Source organism: Dickeya oryzae, from assembly GCF_020406815.2.
Taxonomy (GTDB): Bacteria; Pseudomonadota; Gammaproteobacteria; order Enterobacterales; family Enterobacteriaceae; genus Dickeya; species Dickeya oryzae.
Window position 1 is genome coordinate 1,020,685 of record NZ_CP162670.1, and the last position, 18,132, is coordinate 1,038,816.

The 18,132-nt window shown below is 54.3% G+C and carries 15 protein-coding genes; 1 reads left to right on the plus strand and 14 read right to left on the minus strand.

Features of this window, described 5'->3' with window-relative positions; genetic code table 11:
• Window positions 1-37: 37 nt before the first annotated feature.
• From pssA to trxC, 4 genes are all read right to left on the minus strand, one after another.
• The gene (gene pssA / locus LF929_RS04305; RefSeq protein WP_210175500.1) at window positions 38-1,393 is read right to left on the minus strand and encodes a CDP-diacylglycerol--serine O-phosphatidyltransferase; all 1,356 of its coding nucleotides are present in this window, start codon (window positions 1,391-1,393) and stop codon (window positions 38-40) included.
• Between the two features lie 154 nt (window positions 1,394-1,547).
• Window positions 1,548-4,214 (minus strand): bifunctional acetate--CoA ligase family protein/GNAT family N-acetyltransferase, encoded by a 2,667-nt coding sequence (locus LF929_RS04310; protein ID WP_038905436.1) that lies wholly within the window; start codon window positions 4,212-4,214, stop codon window positions 1,548-1,550.
• Window positions 4,215-4,247: 33 nt separating this feature from the next.
• Complete coding sequence (locus LF929_RS04315; protein WP_038905434.1) at window positions 4,248-4,964, minus strand: tRNA-uridine aminocarboxypropyltransferase; 717 nt, start codon at window positions 4,962-4,964, stop codon at window positions 4,248-4,250.
• A 103-nt stretch (window positions 4,965-5,067) separates the two neighbouring features.
• Complete coding sequence (trxC, locus tag LF929_RS04320; RefSeq protein ID WP_226093609.1) at window positions 5,068-5,493, minus strand: thioredoxin TrxC; 426 nt, start codon at window positions 5,491-5,493, stop codon at window positions 5,068-5,070.
• A gap of 242 nt (window positions 5,494-5,735) precedes the next feature.
• Here trxC and LF929_RS04325 point away from each other — a divergent pair, with 242 nt between their 5' ends.
• Entirely contained in the window at window positions 5,736-6,851 is a 1,116-nt protein-coding gene (locus LF929_RS04325; RefSeq protein WP_038905432.1) for a tRNA/rRNA methyltransferase, read from the plus strand.
• Between the two features lie 105 nt (window positions 6,852-6,956).
• Here LF929_RS04325 and emrB read toward each other — a convergent pair whose 3' ends face one another.
• The 10 genes from emrB to LF929_RS04375 all read right to left on the minus strand — a co-directional run bounded on the left by emrB (window position 6,957) and on the right by LF929_RS04375 (window position 18,117).
• On the minus strand, window positions 6,957-8,489 hold the full coding sequence (gene emrB, locus LF929_RS04330; protein ID WP_038905429.1) for a multidrug efflux MFS transporter permease subunit EmrB: 1,533 nt from the start codon (window positions 8,487-8,489) through the stop codon (window positions 6,957-6,959).
• 18 nt (window positions 8,490-8,507) lie between these two features.
• A complete protein-coding gene (gene emrA, locus LF929_RS04335; protein WP_038905428.1) occupies window positions 8,508-9,683 on the minus strand; it encodes a multidrug efflux MFS transporter periplasmic adaptor subunit EmrA in 1,176 nt (391 codons plus the stop codon).
• 170 nt (window positions 9,684-9,853) lie between these two features.
• Complete coding sequence (gene mprA, locus LF929_RS04340; RefSeq protein WP_038905426.1) at window positions 9,854-10,366, minus strand: transcriptional repressor MprA; 513 nt, start codon at window positions 10,364-10,366, stop codon at window positions 9,854-9,856.
• A 174-nt stretch (window positions 10,367-10,540) separates the two neighbouring features.
• Window positions 10,541-10,882 carry an L-valine transporter subunit YgaH gene (ygaH, locus tag LF929_RS04345; protein WP_038905425.1) on the minus strand — a complete coding sequence of 114 codons (342 nt, stop codon included), beginning with the start codon at window positions 10,880-10,882 and terminating at the stop codon, window positions 10,541-10,543.
• On the minus strand, window positions 10,879-11,664 hold the full coding sequence (locus LF929_RS04350) for an AzlC family ABC transporter permease (RefSeq protein ID WP_226093608.1): 786 nt from the start codon (window positions 11,662-11,664) through the stop codon (window positions 10,879-10,881). Before LF929_RS04350 ends, ygaH begins: the two co-directional genes overlap by 4 nt.
• A gap of 58 nt (window positions 11,665-11,722) precedes the next feature.
• Complete coding sequence (locus LF929_RS04355; protein WP_226093607.1) at window positions 11,723-12,925, minus strand: MFS transporter; 1,203 nt, start codon at window positions 12,923-12,925, stop codon at window positions 11,723-11,725.
• A gap of 280 nt (window positions 12,926-13,205) precedes the next feature.
• Window positions 13,206-14,216 carry a glycine betaine/L-proline ABC transporter substrate-binding protein ProX gene (gene proX / locus LF929_RS04360; RefSeq protein ID WP_210175494.1) on the minus strand — a complete coding sequence of 337 codons (1,011 nt, stop codon included), beginning with the start codon at window positions 14,214-14,216 and terminating at the stop codon, window positions 13,206-13,208.
• A 146-nt stretch (window positions 14,217-14,362) separates the two neighbouring features.
• Window positions 14,363-15,553, minus strand: a complete 1,191-nt coding sequence (gene proW / locus LF929_RS04365; RefSeq protein WP_038908866.1) for a glycine betaine/L-proline ABC transporter permease ProW — start codon at window positions 15,551-15,553, stop codon at window positions 14,363-14,365.
• Window positions 15,546-16,748: a glycine betaine/L-proline ABC transporter ATP-binding protein ProV gene (gene proV / locus LF929_RS04370; RefSeq protein WP_226093606.1), complete on the minus strand. Its 1,203-nt coding sequence runs from the start codon at window positions 16,746-16,748 to the stop codon at window positions 15,546-15,548. The genes proW and proV overlap by 8 nt, the downstream gene beginning before the upstream one ends.
• A 652-nt stretch (window positions 16,749-17,400) precedes the next feature.
• Complete coding sequence (locus LF929_RS04375; RefSeq protein WP_210175492.1) at window positions 17,401-18,117, minus strand: GntR family transcriptional regulator; 717 nt, start codon at window positions 18,115-18,117, stop codon at window positions 17,401-17,403.
• Window positions 18,118-18,132 lie beyond the last annotated feature (15 nt).

Consider the following 18,132-nt stretch of genomic DNA (forward strand, 5'->3'; position numbering starts at 1 on the left):
TTCCGGAGTGGTGAACGCCCCGGAATGGCGCGAAGGGCTACAGAATTCGACTAATCAGGCGGTCAATACGGATTCGGCGCAAGCGACGGATAAGTTTGCGCACTTTTACCGGATATTGTGCAATGCTCTGCAACTGCTGATAGTGTGTGATGACCTGGGTATGCGCGCGAATGCATTCCAGCTCCTGCTGACGCTGTGATTGCAACACCTGTTCCGGGTCATGAATCAGGATGGCGTTTTCCAGATCCAACCGCCAGGCACGAGGATTGAGGTTATTGCCCGTCAGTAATTGCCAATGATCATCTACCCACATGCCTTTAAGGTGGAAACTGTTGTCTCCATCCTTCCACAGGCGAACCACTAACTGGTTGCTGTCGATATATTTCTGCAGGCGGCTCAGGAAGCGACGCAGGTTGATTTCATACAGGTAAGGTAGCGCACCGATAATCCGAAATGGTTGATCTTCCGGGATGAAAAAGTCGTTTGCCGTTTTATCGCCAATAATAATCTCAATCTTTTTGCCGTCACGTAGCAGGCGAATAATGTTGCGCACCAGCAAGGCGGGTAGATTGAAATACGGCGTACACATCACCAGATGCTGATCGGTGCAGTACATCAAATGGTGGATGGTCTGATTCAGTGGACTCTGTTTACCCAGCCCAACCAGCGGCGTGACCGTCAACCGATTGTTGTTGTCGCCGACACCTGGTAGCAGATACGTTGCTGAACGCAGCGACTGACGGAACTGACGGATATCATTTTTAATGTCGATGGTTTTGGGACGAGAAGAGGTGTCCAGCCGTTGTACGGCAGATGACACCAGCAGGTCTTGTACATAACGCGCCATGACATCAGCCAGCACCGGGTTATGAATTAACTGATAGCGGTCATACCGGTACTTTTCATGCTGATGGAGATAGACATCATTCAGACTGGCACCGCTATAGAGTACGGTGTCATCGATAATAAACCCTTTCAGGTGCAAGACACCCAATGCCTCACGGGTATTGACCGGAATGCCATAAATCGGGAATGCGGCGTCATCGAATCGCTGCGCCATCTCGTAGTACCAGTCGGCGTTTGTGCTATCTGCCGCGACGCCGATACGACCGCGTTGAGCACGATGCCAGTCGACCAGTACATTGATCTCAAGTTCCGGGCATTGACGTTTGGCTTGATAGAGTGCGGACAAAATACCTTCGCCGCCATCATCGTGTTCCAGATACAAGGCCACCAGATAGATGCGTTTCCTGGCCTGCAGAATCAGCTCTGTCAGCGTGGTACGGAAATGCGCTGGGCTGTGAAGCGTCTGGACGTCATCGGCAGACTGAGGAATTTTAGGCAATTGTGCAAGGTGTTGTTGATATTTAGTCCGCTTTAATTTTGACAACATCACAGTGCGATTCTTCTCTCATCGTGGGATGACCACATGGTCATGAAATACATGTTAAGGCATAGCCGAATCGGGCGATGATACCACTACTTGGCAGGCGTGTGAGCAAGTTTTACTGCCGGTAGCGAGATCTCAGCCACATCTACGCACGGGGTTATGGCTGCACAGGCGTACCCAACGGCAGTTCCAGTGTGACAATGCCGTCTTCCAGTTGTACGTCAACGTTAAAGCCCAGTTTCTTCGCCAGCGAGACCATTCCCTGATTATTCGGCATCGTAATCCCGCTAAGGCGATTGAGTCCGTGGAGGCTGGCGTAGTGGATCAATTTCTCCAGCAGCTTTCTGCCTAACCCCAGTCCTTTCAGATCAGAACGCACCAGTACCGCGAATTCTGCGCTGATGTTGTCAGGGTCGGCAATCGCGCGTGTGACCCCGATAATTTCCGGCTCACCGGTGATATCAGCCCGGACAGCAATAAACGCCATTTCACGATCGTAGTCAATCTGGGTCATATTGGCTAAATCTTCATGGGTAAATTCACTGATTTCACTGAAATAGCGGTAGTACAGATCTTCACGCGTCACTTTGCCGATAAAATGAGCCAGCAGCGGTTCGTCTTCAGGCAGAATAGGGCGGAACAGGCAGGATGAGCCATCCTTGAGCAAAACGGTCTCTTCCAGTTCCTGCGGATACGGACGAATCGATAAGCGTGATTGTGGGTCGCCGCTGAAGGGGGCCAAATGTAAGGTCACATCCAGCAACGTAAACTCCTCGCCGGAAGCCAGCAGTGGGTGAATATCCAGACGCACAATCTCTGGGCAATCCAGAATCAGGTTGGAAACCTGCACCAGTAACCGGCTGAAGGCGGCAATATCTAATGGCTTGAGGGCATTTTGGCTACGGATCTTACCGCTTTTTAATGCCTGAACGATCAGGTAGCGCGCCAGTGCCATGTTGAGCGGCGGCAAGGCTACCGCGGCCTGTGTTTCCCGGTTCCATTCCGTACCGCCTTCTCCCAGCATAATGATCGGGCCGAAGATAGCATCCTGCTCGACGGCGATGCGTAGCTCCTGCGCACCGGTACGGTTGGCCATGCCCTGCACCAACAAACCGTGAACGCGTGCCTGTGGGTTGGTATGCCTGACCCGTTCCAGCATCGCTTCTGCCGCCAGTTGTACCTCTTGGGCATTTTGCAGATACAGCATAACGCCCTGAATTTCCGACTTGTGGGGAATATCTGGCGAGCGCAGTTTAAGTGCCACGGGATAGCCAATTTTTTCCGCGATGTACACCGCCTCAGTGCTATCGCTGGCAATCCAGGTCGGCAGCGTATTCAGGCCGTAGGCCTGCAGAATCGGCTGCACTTCATGGGTATCGAGCCGGGTGGCACCTTCCTGCAGCGCTTGGCTGATCAACTGGTGTGCCTGTGCGGTATTGGCGGTGAGGTCGGAAGGCAGAGCTGGGGTTTCTTTTAGCTGCTTCTGGTTGCGGCGGTATTCAACGATATGCATGAATGCCGTGACCGAACCTTCCGGCGTTCGATAGGTTGGGATACCTGCCTCGTTGAACAGACGACGCGCTTCTTGCGAGGAGAACTCGCCGCACCAGTTGGTCAGCAATGTAATACGCTTGCCGCGTGGGTGTTGCTGCAACAACTGAATCAGGCTTTCCGCGCTTTCCGTCCCCGGAGCGGCGGCACTGGGGGCGTGAATGATCAGCAGCGCATCATAATCGTCGCTATCGAGTAGTGCCGACAGCGTGGCCTGATAGCGTTGCGGGGTCGCGTCATCGCGCAAATCGAGCGGATTACCGATAGTGACATCGTCAGGCAATACGGCGCGTAACGCCTGTTGCGTTGCTTCACTTAATTTTGCCAGTTTACCCTGGCGTGCAATCAACTGGTCCAGCGCCTGGGCGGCAGGGGAGGCGCCATTGCTGACAATCAGCAAGCGCTCACCACGCAACGGGCGCAAGTGACTGAGGGTTTCCACTGCCGAAAACAGTTCGTGGGTGTCTTGCACCCGTAGCAGCCCGGCACGCTGGATAGCGGCGTCATAGGCGGCATCCAGCCCATGCTGACCGTCATACAGCAGTTGCTGCGCCTGTTGGCTGCGACCACTTTTGATAACCAGAATCGGTTTATTACGGGAAGCACTGCGTGCGGCAGAAAGAAAACGTCGGGCGTCGCTGATGTGCTCCAGATGCAGCAAAATGGCGCTGGTTTTACCGTCTCGCGCCAGAAAATCCAGCAGGTCATCAACGTCAATATCCAGGCTGTCACCCAGCGCGATAAAGTAAGAGAAGCCAATGCCGCGTTGTTGCGCCCAGTCCAGGATGGTATTGGAGACCGCCGCCGACTGGGAAATAAACGCCAGTTTGCCTTTTAAAATCGGTACTGGTGAAAAGCTGGCGTTAAGCCCCTGCCAGGGGGCTAACAGCCCGAGGCTATTCGGGCCTAACAGGCGCATCGCGTAGCGGGCGGCACAGCTTTTCAACTCGGTGAATTGCGATGGCGGAGCGGAAAGCACGATGACGGTTTTACAGCCTCGTTGTCCCAGCGCCTCCAGCAGCGATAGATTACGATCAGCACGTGTGCAGATAACCGCAAGGTCAGGCGTCATTGGCAGGCTGGCGACGTCGCGGTACGCCAGAACACCACACACTGCCTTGTATTTAGGCGTGACCGGCAGCACCGGCCCGTTGAATCCGCCGTCAAGCAGATTGCGCATCATCAGAAAACCCGCCCGTCCCGGTTTTTCCGATGCCCCGAGCACCGCGATTGAACGCGGTCGCAGCAGTGCTTCTAATCCACGCTGGCTCATCAGTTACTCCTGTTGGAATACACCTGATTGATCTTAAACGTCAGTTGCCGATTTTGCTGTGACAGTAGATGAAATTTTCTTTTTCGCATGATGGGCTTTGCCTGCCAGATAGTGGCGGCGAAAACGATCAAAATGCGCGCCCAGCGCGTTGGCGGCATCGTGGTCACCAGCCTGACGCAACAAGGCGATGGCGATTTCCGCTGTGCAGTGCTGTCCGGCGCTACTGGCTTCCCGCAGTTGATAACAGGATAACGCGTCCACACTGAGCGACAGGATCGGTAATGAATCGAGGTACGGGCTTTTGCGGAACATCTTGCGCGCTTCCGGCCAGGTGCCGTCGAGCATCACAAACAATGGCGGTTTGCCACTGTCGGGTAACTGATGACAAACCTGACGCCCTTCTTCGTCGGCGTCAGCCAGAAATACCAGCCAGGGTTGATAGTCTGGGGTTTGCAACGCATCAAGCAAGGCCGGGTCAGGTTCGGTACGAGACCACAAAAAGGCATCTGTTTGCGGCAGAATGTCGGCAATCAGACGACCGGTATTACTGGGTTTTAGCGGTTCAGTATCGAACATGACCAGACAGAAACGACTGCGAGCGGTGCTGGGTGAGAGGGTATCGCACAGACAGTGAATTTCCGGCAGCAGACAGCGCTGGCAGCGCGTCACGCGGCAACCGCGGGCGCGAAATGGGCGCGTGGAGAGAGCAAGGCGTTGCTGGCGCAGACGCAGAACAGCGTTACCGGTCATGATTTTCCGTTAAAAGCGTCATTCTAAACGACCGGGCTGCTGACCTAAAGCCCCGTGTGGCGAACGGGGCCGATTGTTGGTGATGATGCGGGTCTCGGCGTACTTAGAGCGATTCGTTGAGCCAGCTCTCAAAAGGGGCTTTAGGCATCGCGCCGTTAAGCATATCGACCATTTTCCCTTGCTTGAAGAGCATGATAGTCGGGATACTGCGGATACAAAAACGGGCACTCAGAGCCGGTTCTGCCTCAGTGTTCACTTTCACAAAGCGGATCTTGTCGGCATTTTCGTCGGCGACGCTTTCAAATACGGGTGCAAAGTTGACGCACGGGCCGCACCAAGGGGCCCAGAAGTCCACCACCACCGGCAGATCGTCCAGTAGTAATTTATCCAGCGTCTTTTCCGTGGCGTTAATCACCTCCCCATTAAACAGGGGATGACCGCAACGACCGCATTTGGCGCTCTGGTTTTCATTAATACGTTCTTCTGGCAGTCGATTCGTGGCGTTGCAGAATGCACATACCGTATTCATAAACGGGCCTCTGATAGAAAAAGGGCTGTAATCAAGTGTATTGTTGATGAAGATGCGTCCATCTGGTGCAAAAGGATCAACAACTGTGATGCGAAAACAGGATAAGTATGGATAGCCTGTGGAACACCAACAAGGCGTTTTACCCAATAGTTACAATAGTTAGTGACTTTTATGATCGGGCTGGTGGCTAACCCGGTGTACATAGGGTAATCTTCGCGCCCAGCGCGTAGGTGGAGAAGATCATGAGCGATACATTGAGTGGAAAGGGCGGCAAAGTCCGTGTCATGTACGTCCGTAGCGAGGATGGCGACGAGAAAAGCAAGTCAAAACGGACATCGGATAAGCGTCGTGGTGACGGAGATAGCCATCGTAGCGACAGCAACCGTGGTGCTCGTAAAGGGCGTGATGGTGCGCCGCGTAGCGGACGCGATCGGGATAATAAAGACAGCGCCGGGCGTGGCGGAAAATGGCGTGGTGAGTCAGCAGGACGTGAGCGTCCGGTGCGAAGTGAATCGCCGGAATATGCTGATTCTCCCTGGAAAACGGTGTCGCGTGCGCCAGGAGAAACGCCGGATCACGGCGGAATTAGCGGCAAGAGCCAGGTCGACCCAGAGCAGATCCGCCGTCAGCGTGCGGAAGAAACCCGGGTTTACGGAGAAAATGCCTGTCAGGCTCTGTTCTTAAGCCGTCCGGAAGCCATTGTGCGTGGCTGGTTTTTGCAGGAAGTCACACCGCGCTTTCGTGATGCATTGCGCTGGATGGCGGCTAACCGCAAGGCTTATCACGTGGTGGAAGACGAAGAGCTTGTTCGTGCATCCGGTACGGAACATCACGGCGGCGTGTGTTTTCTGATCAAGAAACGCCGTGGTCTGGATGTTACGGCTTACCTGCGTGAGGCGGGGGACACTGACTGTGTGCTGGCGCTGGAAGATGTGGGTAATCCACATAATCTGGGCGGGATCATGCGTAGTTGCGCGCACTTTGGTGTGAAAGGCGTTCTGGTCAATGATGCATCGCAGTTGGAGTCTGGTGCTGCGGTGCGTACTGCAGAAGGCGGTGCTGAGCACGTGAAAGCAATCAGTGCCGAGGGTCTGGTTGATGCGCTGGCGCAGTTCCGTGCTGCGGGTTACACCATCGTGACGACGTCCAGTCATAAGGGCACAACCTTATCGAAAGTCTCGCTACCCGCGAAGACGGTGATCGTGCTGGGTCAGGAAGGCGATGGCTTGTCAGACAGTGCCTGGCAGCAGGGCGATGTCAAAGTGTCGATTAATGGCACCGGCAATGTGGAAAGCCTGAATATCTCGGTGGCTACCGGGATCCTGCTGGCAGAATGGTGGCGGCAGCATCACGGTTAAGTGATGTTCGGTTCGCCGATTGAGTGAATAAAAAAAGGTGGCCTGGCCACCTTTTTTTATTCCGGTTTTTATTCCGTTTTTGATTCAGTGTCGTGTGGCATGCGATCAGTGCGCGCCACCTGCCGAGTGGCTGCCAAATGGAGGTTTGGTAAACCAGACCAGCACGATTAGCGCGACAAACACTCCCGCCGACAGCCAGAAGATTTCGTTGGCGCTAATAATCAGTCCCTGTGCGGTAATTTGCTGGGCCAGATAGCTGGACACCTGCTGTTGGCTCATCCCCATCGCTTCCAGCTGTTGGTAGGTTTGCTGTGCCAGCGGATTGTAGGGGTTGATCGCTTCCGTCAACTGTGCGTGATGCAATGCTTCCCGACGTTCCCACAATGTGGTGGTGATCGACGTGCCGATAGAACCCGCCAGTGTACGGGCGAAGTTCGACAGGCTGGATGCCGCCGCCATACGTTCCGGCGGCAGGCCGGAGAGCGTGATGGTGGTTAACGGCATAAAGAAGCAGGCGACGGCAAATCCTTGTACGAACTGCGGCCAGGCGGAAGCACCGAAATCCATGGCGGGTTCGAAAGTGTAAGCTCGCCAGTAGAAACAGATCGCATACATGATGAAGCTGAACGTCACCAGACGACGCATATCCAGCTTATGCATGAATTTGCCGATGATCGGCGAAAGGATGACTGGCATCAGCCCCACGGGGGCGGAAGCAAGACCGGCCCAGGTGGCGGTATAGCCAAACACCTCTTGTAATAACTGCGGTAACAGTACAATGGCACCGAAATAGAGCATGAATGCCAGACTGGTACACAGGCACCCGAGAGTGAAGTTCCGCATTTTAAACAACGACAGGTCAACCACCGGATGCTCGTCGGTAAGCTCCCACACGACCAGTATCGTTAGCGATACGACGGCAACGACCGTCAGCGTCACGATTTCTGTCGAGTTAAACCAGTCCAGTTCTTTTCCGCGGTCCAGCATCATCTGCAGGCTGCCGATACCGGCTGCCAGTAAAACCAACCCGACCGTATCAATCGGGCGGATCTCGGTTTGGGTCTCTCGCCCGCGCAAAATCTGCAGGGTAATCAACACGACGATAATACCCAGCGGTACGTTGATAAAGAAGATCCACCCCCAGTGGTAGTTATCACTGATCCAGCCGCCAAGGATCGGGCCGAAGATCGGAGCAACAACCACTGTCATTGACCACATGGCCAGTGCGATACCCCGTTTGGCCTGCGGGTAGTTGTTCAGCAACAGGCTTTGGGACAATGGAATAATTGGACCTGCGACCAGCCCCTGAAGCATACGACAGACGATCAACATTTCGAGGCTGGTGGATATGCCACACAGCCAGGAGGCTAAGGTAAACAGGGCGGTGGCCCAGACGAACAAGCGCACCTCGCCGAATCGTTTTGCCAGCCAACCGGTGATCGGAATGGAAATGGCGTTGGCGACCCCGAAAGACGTGATGACCCAGGTACCCTGTGAGTTAGACGCCCCCAAATTCCCGGCGATAGTCGGGATAGCGACGTTGGCAATGGTTGAATCCAGCACCTGCATGAACGTTGCCAGCGACAGGGCGAACGTCATCAGAGCCAGCGTCATGCCCTCAAGCGGTTTTCTTGTCACGCTGCTCTCCTTCTGAGGTTAGCTCGCGTTAGCGCTGATGATCTGATCGATCATCTGGTTTACTGGCGTCAGGTCGAGATCCAGTGCGTCACTCTGGTAGGCCGGTGTTGTACGGCTCGCGTCGGAAAGCACTCTACCATCGGTATTCGCGGTATCCACACTCACCAACGTCGACAAACCAATGCGTAGCGGGTTATCAGCCAGCTGTTTCGGGTCTAACTCGATCCGGACCGGCAAACGCTGTACGACCTTGATCCAGTTACCGGTGGCATTCTGGGCAGGCAGCAGCGAGAACGCACTACCGGTTCCCATATCCAGACCGACCACCTTGCCTTTGTACACCACGCTATCACCGTAAAGGTCACTGGTGACGGTTGCAGGCTGGCCGATGCGCATATTGGCTAACTGGGTTTCCTTAAAGTTAGCGTCAACCCACAGTGGTGCTGCCGGTACGACTGCCATCAGGGCCGATGACGGGGTAATGCGGGCACCCAACTGCACGCTGCGACGAGACACGTAGCCATCAACAGGACTGACGATATGTGTGCGTTTCAGCGCCAGCCAGGCGTTACGCAAGTCGGTCGCAGCTTGTGCGATAGCCGGTTGCTGCTCCAACGACGTGTTAAGTACCAGCGCCTGGGCGGCGGCATATTGCTGTTTAGTGGCTTCCAGCGAGGCTTTGGCGCTGGCGACCTGATCGCGGGCATGTTGCAAATCTTCCCGTCCGATAGCATTCGCCCGCCCCAGCACTTCACGGCGGTTCAAGTCACTGATGGCTTGATCCAGCGTAATCTGTTGCAACTCGATATTGGCTTTATACTGACGAACGTTGATCATCTGCTGATGAACCTGACGCACGCTGTTCGCCAGCGTAGTCTGAGCACGCTCAAAGGCTTGCTCGGAATCGGTTGGGTCAAGTTCAATCAGCACATCACCTTTTTTAACGAAGTCAGTGTTGTCGACGTTGACTCGAGTGACGCTGCCGTTGACCTGCGACATAATTTGAACCTGGTTGCCGGCGACATAGGCGTCATCGGTTTCCTGATGGTGCCGTAATACCAGATACCAATAAGCGAACCACACACAACCAATAAAGAAAAACAGGATCATCAGCAGGGTGAGAATTCCTTTACGCGTCTTTCCGGGCTCTGATGGCACTGTAGGTGGACTCTGCTTTTCCACGTTGGCACTCATAATTCTCTCCTAGTTAAATTTCTTTTTTTCGGCCTTTCATGGCCTTTGATTGCCGTTCATGGCGGTATTATTGCGATGGCGATTTTTTTGAAACGTACGACACCATCTGCAAACCCTGGGGTTTGCATAGCAACGAAGATGATGGTCTCTGTCAGGAATAGCGACGGAGGTTAGAAACCGTCCTGCTCCATTTCGTCAAGACGCAGTAACAACTTACGCATCAGCACTTCCAACTGATCTCTCTCACTGTCTTCAAGGGCAGAGCAGAGCGTATGCAGGTTGCGGTGCTGAGGCGGCAGCAATTCGTCCAGAAAGGTTTTGCCTTTCTCGGTCATGTACAGGTACAGACACCGGCGATCACTGTCGCTTTCGCGGCGCTCGATCCAGCCACGTTTTTCCAGTTCATCCGCGATGCGGGTGGCGTTGGTGCGCGAAGATCCTAGCGCAGCACTCAACTCAGAAGGCTGGATACAGTAGTTTTCCTGTGATTCCAGCGTAATCAGCGCCATGAACAGGGTCTCGTTGATGTCCTGCTCTTTCAGCATGTGATTGCGGTGTTCCAGTATTTTAGTTTGCATATGCATAAATAAACGCAGCAGCAAGACCTCCCGGTAAGGGAAATCCGGGCGGCGTGATGCCCGCATACGCAGCATGTCTTCGATTGGAGCAAACGAACTTTCCATAGATGTAAACCTCATTAATCACGACCTGCATAGTAACTAATGTTACTAATTAGGTAAATGCGAGAAACTTGTCGATTAGTGCTTATTTTATCACTGCTCGAACGGTGTGCAGGTGAGGCGGTCTGCCGCCGCCTGATTTTTGCTGATAAAGGGCACGATATGAGCCGGTGATACTCAGGCTATTGTCTGAACCCATTTAAATACGACGCCATAGCATAGCGCACCCAGCAGTGTCGACAGCACGATACTGCGGGTTTTGTAAAAACAAAGTGTTAGCAGGGCAAACCCCACCAGTGTCGGTAACTGTCTTTCCGGGTACTGCATGATGTCCGGCAGGGTAGAAACCACCAGCAGCGCGCAAATGGAGGCAATACCGATACTGTCGAGCAACAGGGCGGTTTTGCCCCGCCGTAAATGACCTGGAGCCCGGCCAGCTCCCAGTCGTAACGGCAGGTACCGGAATAGGAAATTAACGGTTCCCACCAGCAGACCAATCAATAATACTGATGTATTCATGGCGTCTCTTCTTTTAATCGTGCGGGTTGGTACAGTGATGCCAGGCATCCGCCGACAATACCGACCAGAATGGCGGCAGGAATAGACGATACCAGTAACCCCAGGCTGGCACCGCCTAGCGCGGTGGCGACCACCAGGCTCTGACGACGCTTGAACGACGCAAGCAGGAAGCTCAAAAACAGGGCCGGTAGCATGAAGGATAACGCTGCCTCAACCGCAGGGTATTCGTTTAGCGGGCCGTTGCCGAAGAGGGCACCGAGTATTGTCCCGGTGACCCACGACAACCAGGCGCTTATCGCCACGCCCAGCATCCATGACTCACTCCAGCGCCGGTTATCCCGTGACAACCGCACTGTGGCGGCGGCAAACACTTCGTCGGTGAGTCCAAAGGCCCACCAGACGGTCTTGCCGGTGGGGAGCCGTTGCCGGATGCGGTGACGTAATGACGGGCCGTATAAGACATGGCGCACGTCCATCGCCATGACAGTCAGTGCTGCCACCCAGATAGATGCCCCTGCACTCAGTAGCGCTGTGATGACAAACTGGCTGGCGCCAGCGTAGATAACGCAGGAAAGAAAAATGGCTTCCAGCGGCGTGAAACCCAGTTTGACCGCGTTCAGACCAAACGCAAATGCGACCGGCACGTAGCCGATGACAATCGGCAGGCTGTCGAACAGGCCTCTGACAAACGAGGCCTCGGTGGCGGTGTGTTCAGGCGTGCGCTCATCAGTCACGGTATTCACAGTATTGAGGTTATCCACGTGTTGAAAGCATAGACTCATTGAAAAATAACATCATTGACGTAAAGCAGCGCCAGCAATGGTTCTGGCTGAGCGGTATCTAGCCTGCTTCGGGTAACGATGATTCGTGATGATGGCTGCGCCACCACACCAGTAATCCTAGCAAGCTCAGTAGCCCTCCGGCGCTCGATACACCCAACCAGCCGAAATGCTGGTAAGCGTAGGCAGAGATCAGCGAACCGAGTGCGCCGCCGATAAAATAGCTGGTCATGTACCCGGCGGTGAGACGGTTACGTGCTTCTGGGTGTATACGGTAAATCACACTCTGATTGGTGACATGGGTGCCCTGAGCCGCCATATCCAGCACCACGATGCCGATGAGCAATGGCACTACGGCGGTGACGCCTGCGGCAATCGGCAACCATGACAGCACCAGCATCAACCAGCCGACGGTGGTGGTGAGCTTGGCTTTGCCTTTATCAACCAGTCGGCCTGCCCGACTGGCGGACAGTGCACCCGCGGCACCTGCCAGACCAAAAAGGCCGATAACGCCTTCGCTATAGTGATAAGGGCTGGCGGCCAGCAGAAACGCCATGGACGTCCACATGATGCTGAAGTTGGAAAATGAAATCGCACCCAGTATCGCTCGGGTACGTAGTACACGAGAGCGACGGAAGAGCTGGAAGATGGATGCCAGCAGTTGCAGGTAATTCAGATCGGTGGAGGAGTGATACTGTGGCAGTAACCGCCACATCAGTAGCGCCATCCCGGTCATTAACGCGCTGGCGACCCAATACACTGTACGCCAGTCTCCCAGTGAAGCCAGTGCGCCTGCCAGTGTTCTTGCCAGCAGGATCCCCAGCAACAGGCCGCTCATGATAGTCCCAACGACCTTCCCCCGGTTTTCCGGTGAGGCCAGTGTTGCTGCCAGCGGCACCAGAATTTGTGCGACCACCGAAAACAGTCCGGTAATAGCGGTACCTGCCACCATCAGCCATAGCGAGGGTGCAGACGCTGTGATCAGCATGCCGCCTGCGGCCAGCAGTGTCATGATGACAATTAAGCTGCGGCGTTCGAACCGGTCGCCCAACGGCACCAGAAACATCAGGCCGCAGGCATAGCCCAACTGGGCGGCGGTCACAATAAAACCGGCCTGATTGACCGATAAACGAAATGCATGGGCGATAGCGTCCAGCAAAGGTTGGGCATAATAGTTGCTGGCGACCGCCAGGCCGGTGGCGGCGGACATTAATAACGTCATTGCCGGACTCAGGCCGACGGGCTTGGTAGAAGATACAGACATGAGGCGTGTTAACTTGATGTTGCATTAAGTGATGGTTCAGTATTGAACAGTCACACCTGAGAATCCAGCAATTTGTCTTATAAATTTCCCTGAGAATAATAAGGTGTTTTATCAGCCTTTCTTGAAAGGTTCGATGATGTTTGGCTACCGGGGAAACGAAAGGTGGCAGGATGGCGAGTGAGGAAAGTGGCGCATATTTGGATGTGGTGGTGAAAGAACAGAGGATACCGGTGCGGGTATCCTCTGGGCACTAAATCCTCTGGGCGCTAAACGGGGTGACTTACTGCGCGGCAGCGCGGGCCGAATTAATCCAACCGTCAAACTGTGCCTGATGCGCTTTAATCCAGCCGTTGACGTGGCGCTCGATATCTTCCTGAGAGGCTTCACCCTGATGCATCCGCAGGTTTTGGGCGTTAATGTCGGCCAGTGGTAACGTCATGATGGCGAACAGTTTTGCCGCTGCCGGGTTTTTCTGCGCCCACGACTTATTGGCGACAATGCGCATATTATTGACGGGGAAGCCATAATTCGCGCCGTTAGGCAGTTTGGTATCGGTATCTTTTTGTTTGCCCGGCAACGATGAGAACGGGACCTGCAACCAGACAACGTCGCGCCCTGGCACCAGTACGTCGCTCACCCAGTACGGGGTCCAGGTAAAATACAGAATCGGTTTCCCCTGTTTGTAGCGGGCGATGGTGTCAGCGATCAGCGCCGCGTAGTTGCCCTGATTGTGGCTAACGGTTCCACTCAGTCCATAGGCCTGAATCTGGTGATTAATCACGCTTTCGCAGCCCCAACCGGGGTTACAGCCAGTCAGGTCCGCTTTGCCGTCGCCATTGGTGTCGAACAGTTTGGCCAGTTTCGGATCTTTTAGCTGATCAATACGGGTAATGTGGTACTGGTCGGCGGTTTTTTTATCGATCAGATACCCTTGCGCAGCACCTGAAACATAGGTTCCCTGACGGTAGAAGGCGGTGTCACCTCCGGCGGCTTGATACATGTCGTCGTGCAGCGGTTGCCAGTTGACGGCGGTAAAGGTGGCGTCGCCGTTGGCGATTGAGGTGTAACCGACGTTGTAATCGACTTCACTGGGTTTATCGACGGTATAGCCCAGTTTTTCCAGTGCTTTACTGACTAACAGTGTCTGGAAGGTCTCTTCAGAGAGTGTGCTTTGCACCGGTTTAACGGTGATGCCTTTGCCGGGAAGGTTATCGGCGGCAAACAGGCTGGTACTGAGTACCGTCGTCACGGCAAGCGTTGCCATACCGGTGACGAAGCGACGTGTACGCATACGGATGGTCCTCATGTGGATAGTCTTCATGTGGATAGTCCTCATGTTGTCATTCAATACATGGTCTGGTGCGCGCGGGCGCTGATAGCCGTGTGTGCGGCGGGCCGATGCCAGCCGCAATGTCAGGCGCTATCGTCCGAGTGGAGTCAGGCCCGAGGGGCGATGAAGGGGCGAAGCAATAGCCCCAGCGGCCCACGGTGGGACCAGTGGTGGTTGCCGCGACTGCGGGCATCCTGCCCCAGTGACTGGGTCAGCCGGTCCAGTATGATAGCCAGTATCACGATGCCGACCCCGCCGATGGACGCCAGCCCCATGTCGAGACGGCCAATACCGCGCAGTACCATTTGTCCGAGCCCACCGACGGCGATCATCGATGCGATCACCACCATGGAGAGCGCCAGCATCAGTGTCTGGTTGATACCCGCCATGATGGTGGGCATCGCCAGCGGCAACTGGACCTTAAATAGCATTTGGCGCGGGCTGGCGCCGAAGGATTGCGCCGCCTCGACCAAATCAGCCGGTACCTGACGGATACCGAGCAGGGTCAGACGGACAATCGGTGGCAGGGCGAAAATAATGGTGACCACAACGCCCGGCACATTACCAATGCCAAACAGCATCACTATCGGTACCAGATAAACGAACGCGGGTGTGGTCTGCATCGCATCCAGCAGGGGGCGCACAACACGGGCTGCCCTGTCGCTGTGCGCCAGCCAGATACCCAGTGGTAACCCGATGATGACGCAGAAGAACAAGGCGGTCAGTACCAGTGCCAGCGTCACCATCGCCTGCGACCAGGCTCCAATAGCGCCGATGGCGATGAGCGACAGCAGTGTCGCTACCCCCATGCCGAAGCTGGCGATCTGCCAGGCCAGCAGTGAGAACACCAGAATAGCGATGGGCGCGGGCACACTGATCAGCAGTTGCTGGAAACCGGTCAGGATCACATCCACCGGTACCCGAATCCCCTGAAACAGCGGGCGAAAATGCAGTACCAGCCAGTTGATACCTTCTGTCACCCAGCGATCGAGCGGGATCCAGGTATGCTGGAACGGGTCCATCAGGTTAATGTGTTCCTGCGCCGGTGCTGGGGTGTTCAGCCAGTCGCTGGCATTCTGATGTACATCACTGGCAGCAGGCGGCGGTGCCGTATTCCAGGGATCGGCGCTGGTGTCCGGTGCAGGGGAGTTACCCGCTGATGAAGCGTCTGCTGGCGAGGATGCCGCCGCCCAAGGGTCGGTAGAGGCCGGGTGGCTCGATGTATGTGGTGTGGACGTATTGGCCACCGTATCGGGTTTTTGGGGTTCTTCCAGTGAATCGAGTGTGGTATCAGCCATTGAGCGTGTTCTCCTTATCCAGTGCCTGCAGCAACATCCCTTTAGAGATAATGCCGAGGTATTCATGGTGTTCACCGACAACCGGTACGGCGCAGGGGGCTTGTGCCACCTGAGATATCAGCTCGTTAAGTGGCATATCCGCCGGAACCGGTACTGGCGCCGACAGCAAGGCCTGCTCCAGTGACAACTGCTCACGCAGTGCCTGTTTGAGTGAATCAATGGAGACTACGCCGATAAATTGGCGGCCCCGCTCCAGCACATAGCCATACTCACGATCCTCCTCTTGCAGGATCTTCAACGCTGATCGCGGGCCGACGCCCGGCGTCTTACGGATGATCGTCACCGGACGACGACGGGCGATGTCTTTGGCGCTGAATACCTGACTGATATCCACGCCTCGAAAGAAGGTGCGTACATAGTCATTCGCCGGGTTATTGAGAATTTCATCCGGGGTGCCAACCTGGATCACTTCGCCGCTGTGCATGATGGCGATGCGATCGCCGATGCGCATCGCCTCATCCAAATCGTGTGAGATGAACACGATAGTACGTTGCTGACGGGCCTGTAGCTTAATCAGCTCATCTTGCATCTCGGTACGGATCAACGGGTCGAGAGCGGAAAACGCTTCGTCCATCAGCAGGATATCGGGATCATTTGCCAACGCTCGGGCCAGGCCGACACGCTGACGCATCCCGCCGGAGAGTTCGTCCGGATAGGCATTGGCGTAAGCCTCCAGACCAACCTGTTGCAGGGCGTTGTGCGCTTTTTGCTCGCGCTCCTCACGCGGAACCCCGGCGAGATCCAGGCCGAATGCGGTGTTGTCGAGAATATTCAGATGTGGCATCAGTGCGAAAGACTGAAACACCATGCTGAGTTTCTTGCGACGTACCGCACGCAATGCGCTGTCCGGCAGGCAGGAAATATCCTCGCCATCGATCAGCACCTGGCCACGAGTGGGTTCAATCAGGCGATTGAGAAGGCGTACCAGAGTGGATTTACCGGAACCGGATAATCCCATGATCACAAAAATCTCGCCTTCTTCAATGGCCAGACTGGCGTCTTTTACGCCAACCGTCAGACCGGTTTTCTCAAATATCTGGTCTTTGTTCATCCCTTGATCCAGCAGTTTGAATGCCCGGCTGGGATGCTCGCCAAATATTTTATACAGATGTCTTATTTCAATTTTAATTGCCATGTAATTAAGGGTTTCCTGTATGGTTTGATTTTCTTATTTCTGCCTCATGGTGAACGAACCTTTTTTATACCCTAACCAGAAATGAATGGTATGACAACCCTTTGGTTATACAGTGTGTGATGCCATGGTTCATGATTTCGCTATTTTATTGTTAATGTCTTACTGATTTTTTAGGTTTTATTGTTTCGCATAACTGTCTTTTTGGTGATTTAATTATCGTTAAATTCAATGTCTTGATTATATTTATTGTTTGTTTTTACTGGTGTTTTTGTAAGGTGGGGTTTTATGTTTATAACAATGGTTTCTGTGAGGTTTTTAAGGCGATGAAATGTGTTGATTTAATCATGTTTTCATATTTATGTGAGTGGTGATAATTGCAGTGAATAGATTGTGTCTGTAGCCGGTTACCCGCTGATAGTAGAGGGATTCAGGCGGGGAAGCTATCAGGACTTTGATTGCCATTAATGCGGAATAATAGTAAATGGCGAAGCGGAATAGATGAGGGAAATAATCGGACGATTCTGATTATTTATGAAAGAAATAAGTCATGGGTGGTGGGGGAATTATCAATGCAATCGTACTCATCAAATAGCGTCTACTGCCGGGCATTACCCGGCAGTAGACACTCTCTATATAGATATCAAAAGAGGTATCAAATCACCGTCTGATCTCTGGCCTGTTGTAGCAGATGCAACGTAATGTTGCGCACCTCCGCTTTGCTATCAGCAATATGCTGCGTAAGGCGCTGACAGGCCTGCTCTGTATCCTGAATGAAGATAGCTTGCAGGATGGCGCTATGCTCCTGATACGTTGCCTGAATACGGTCCTGACGGGTGAAATCCAGCCGACGGATAATGCGGATTTTCTCCGTAACATCGCGGTGGACGCGCGCCATTTCACGGTTGCCGACGGCAGCGACCAATGCCAGGTGAAAGGCTTCATCCTGCTGTGAAACCTGCTTGCCGTCTTCCTGTTGCGGTTCGTCTATCCAGTACTGGCGCAGAGGCTGAAGCAGCGTGGTACACGCCTCTGACGGCAGCGCGCACAACCGTTGTACTGCTTCGCGCTCCAGTACGATGCGCAGGTCATATAACTCTTCGAAGTACGCGAAGTCGAACGGCTTAACCTGCCAGCCACTGCGGTAGTAAACACGCACAAACCCTTCGGTTTCCAGCCGAAACAGTGCCTGACGGATCGGTGTACGGCTGACTGACAGGCGTTCAACCAATTCGTGTTCCGTAAAGCGATCTCCCGGCAGTAACCGGAAATCGAAGATATCCTGTTTCAGCTGTAAATAAACCTGCTCTGCCAATACCAATGGCTTACTTTGGCGACGCGTTGTCGGTGTGTCAGGCGCGGCGAATTGCATGGGGTTTCCTCCCAG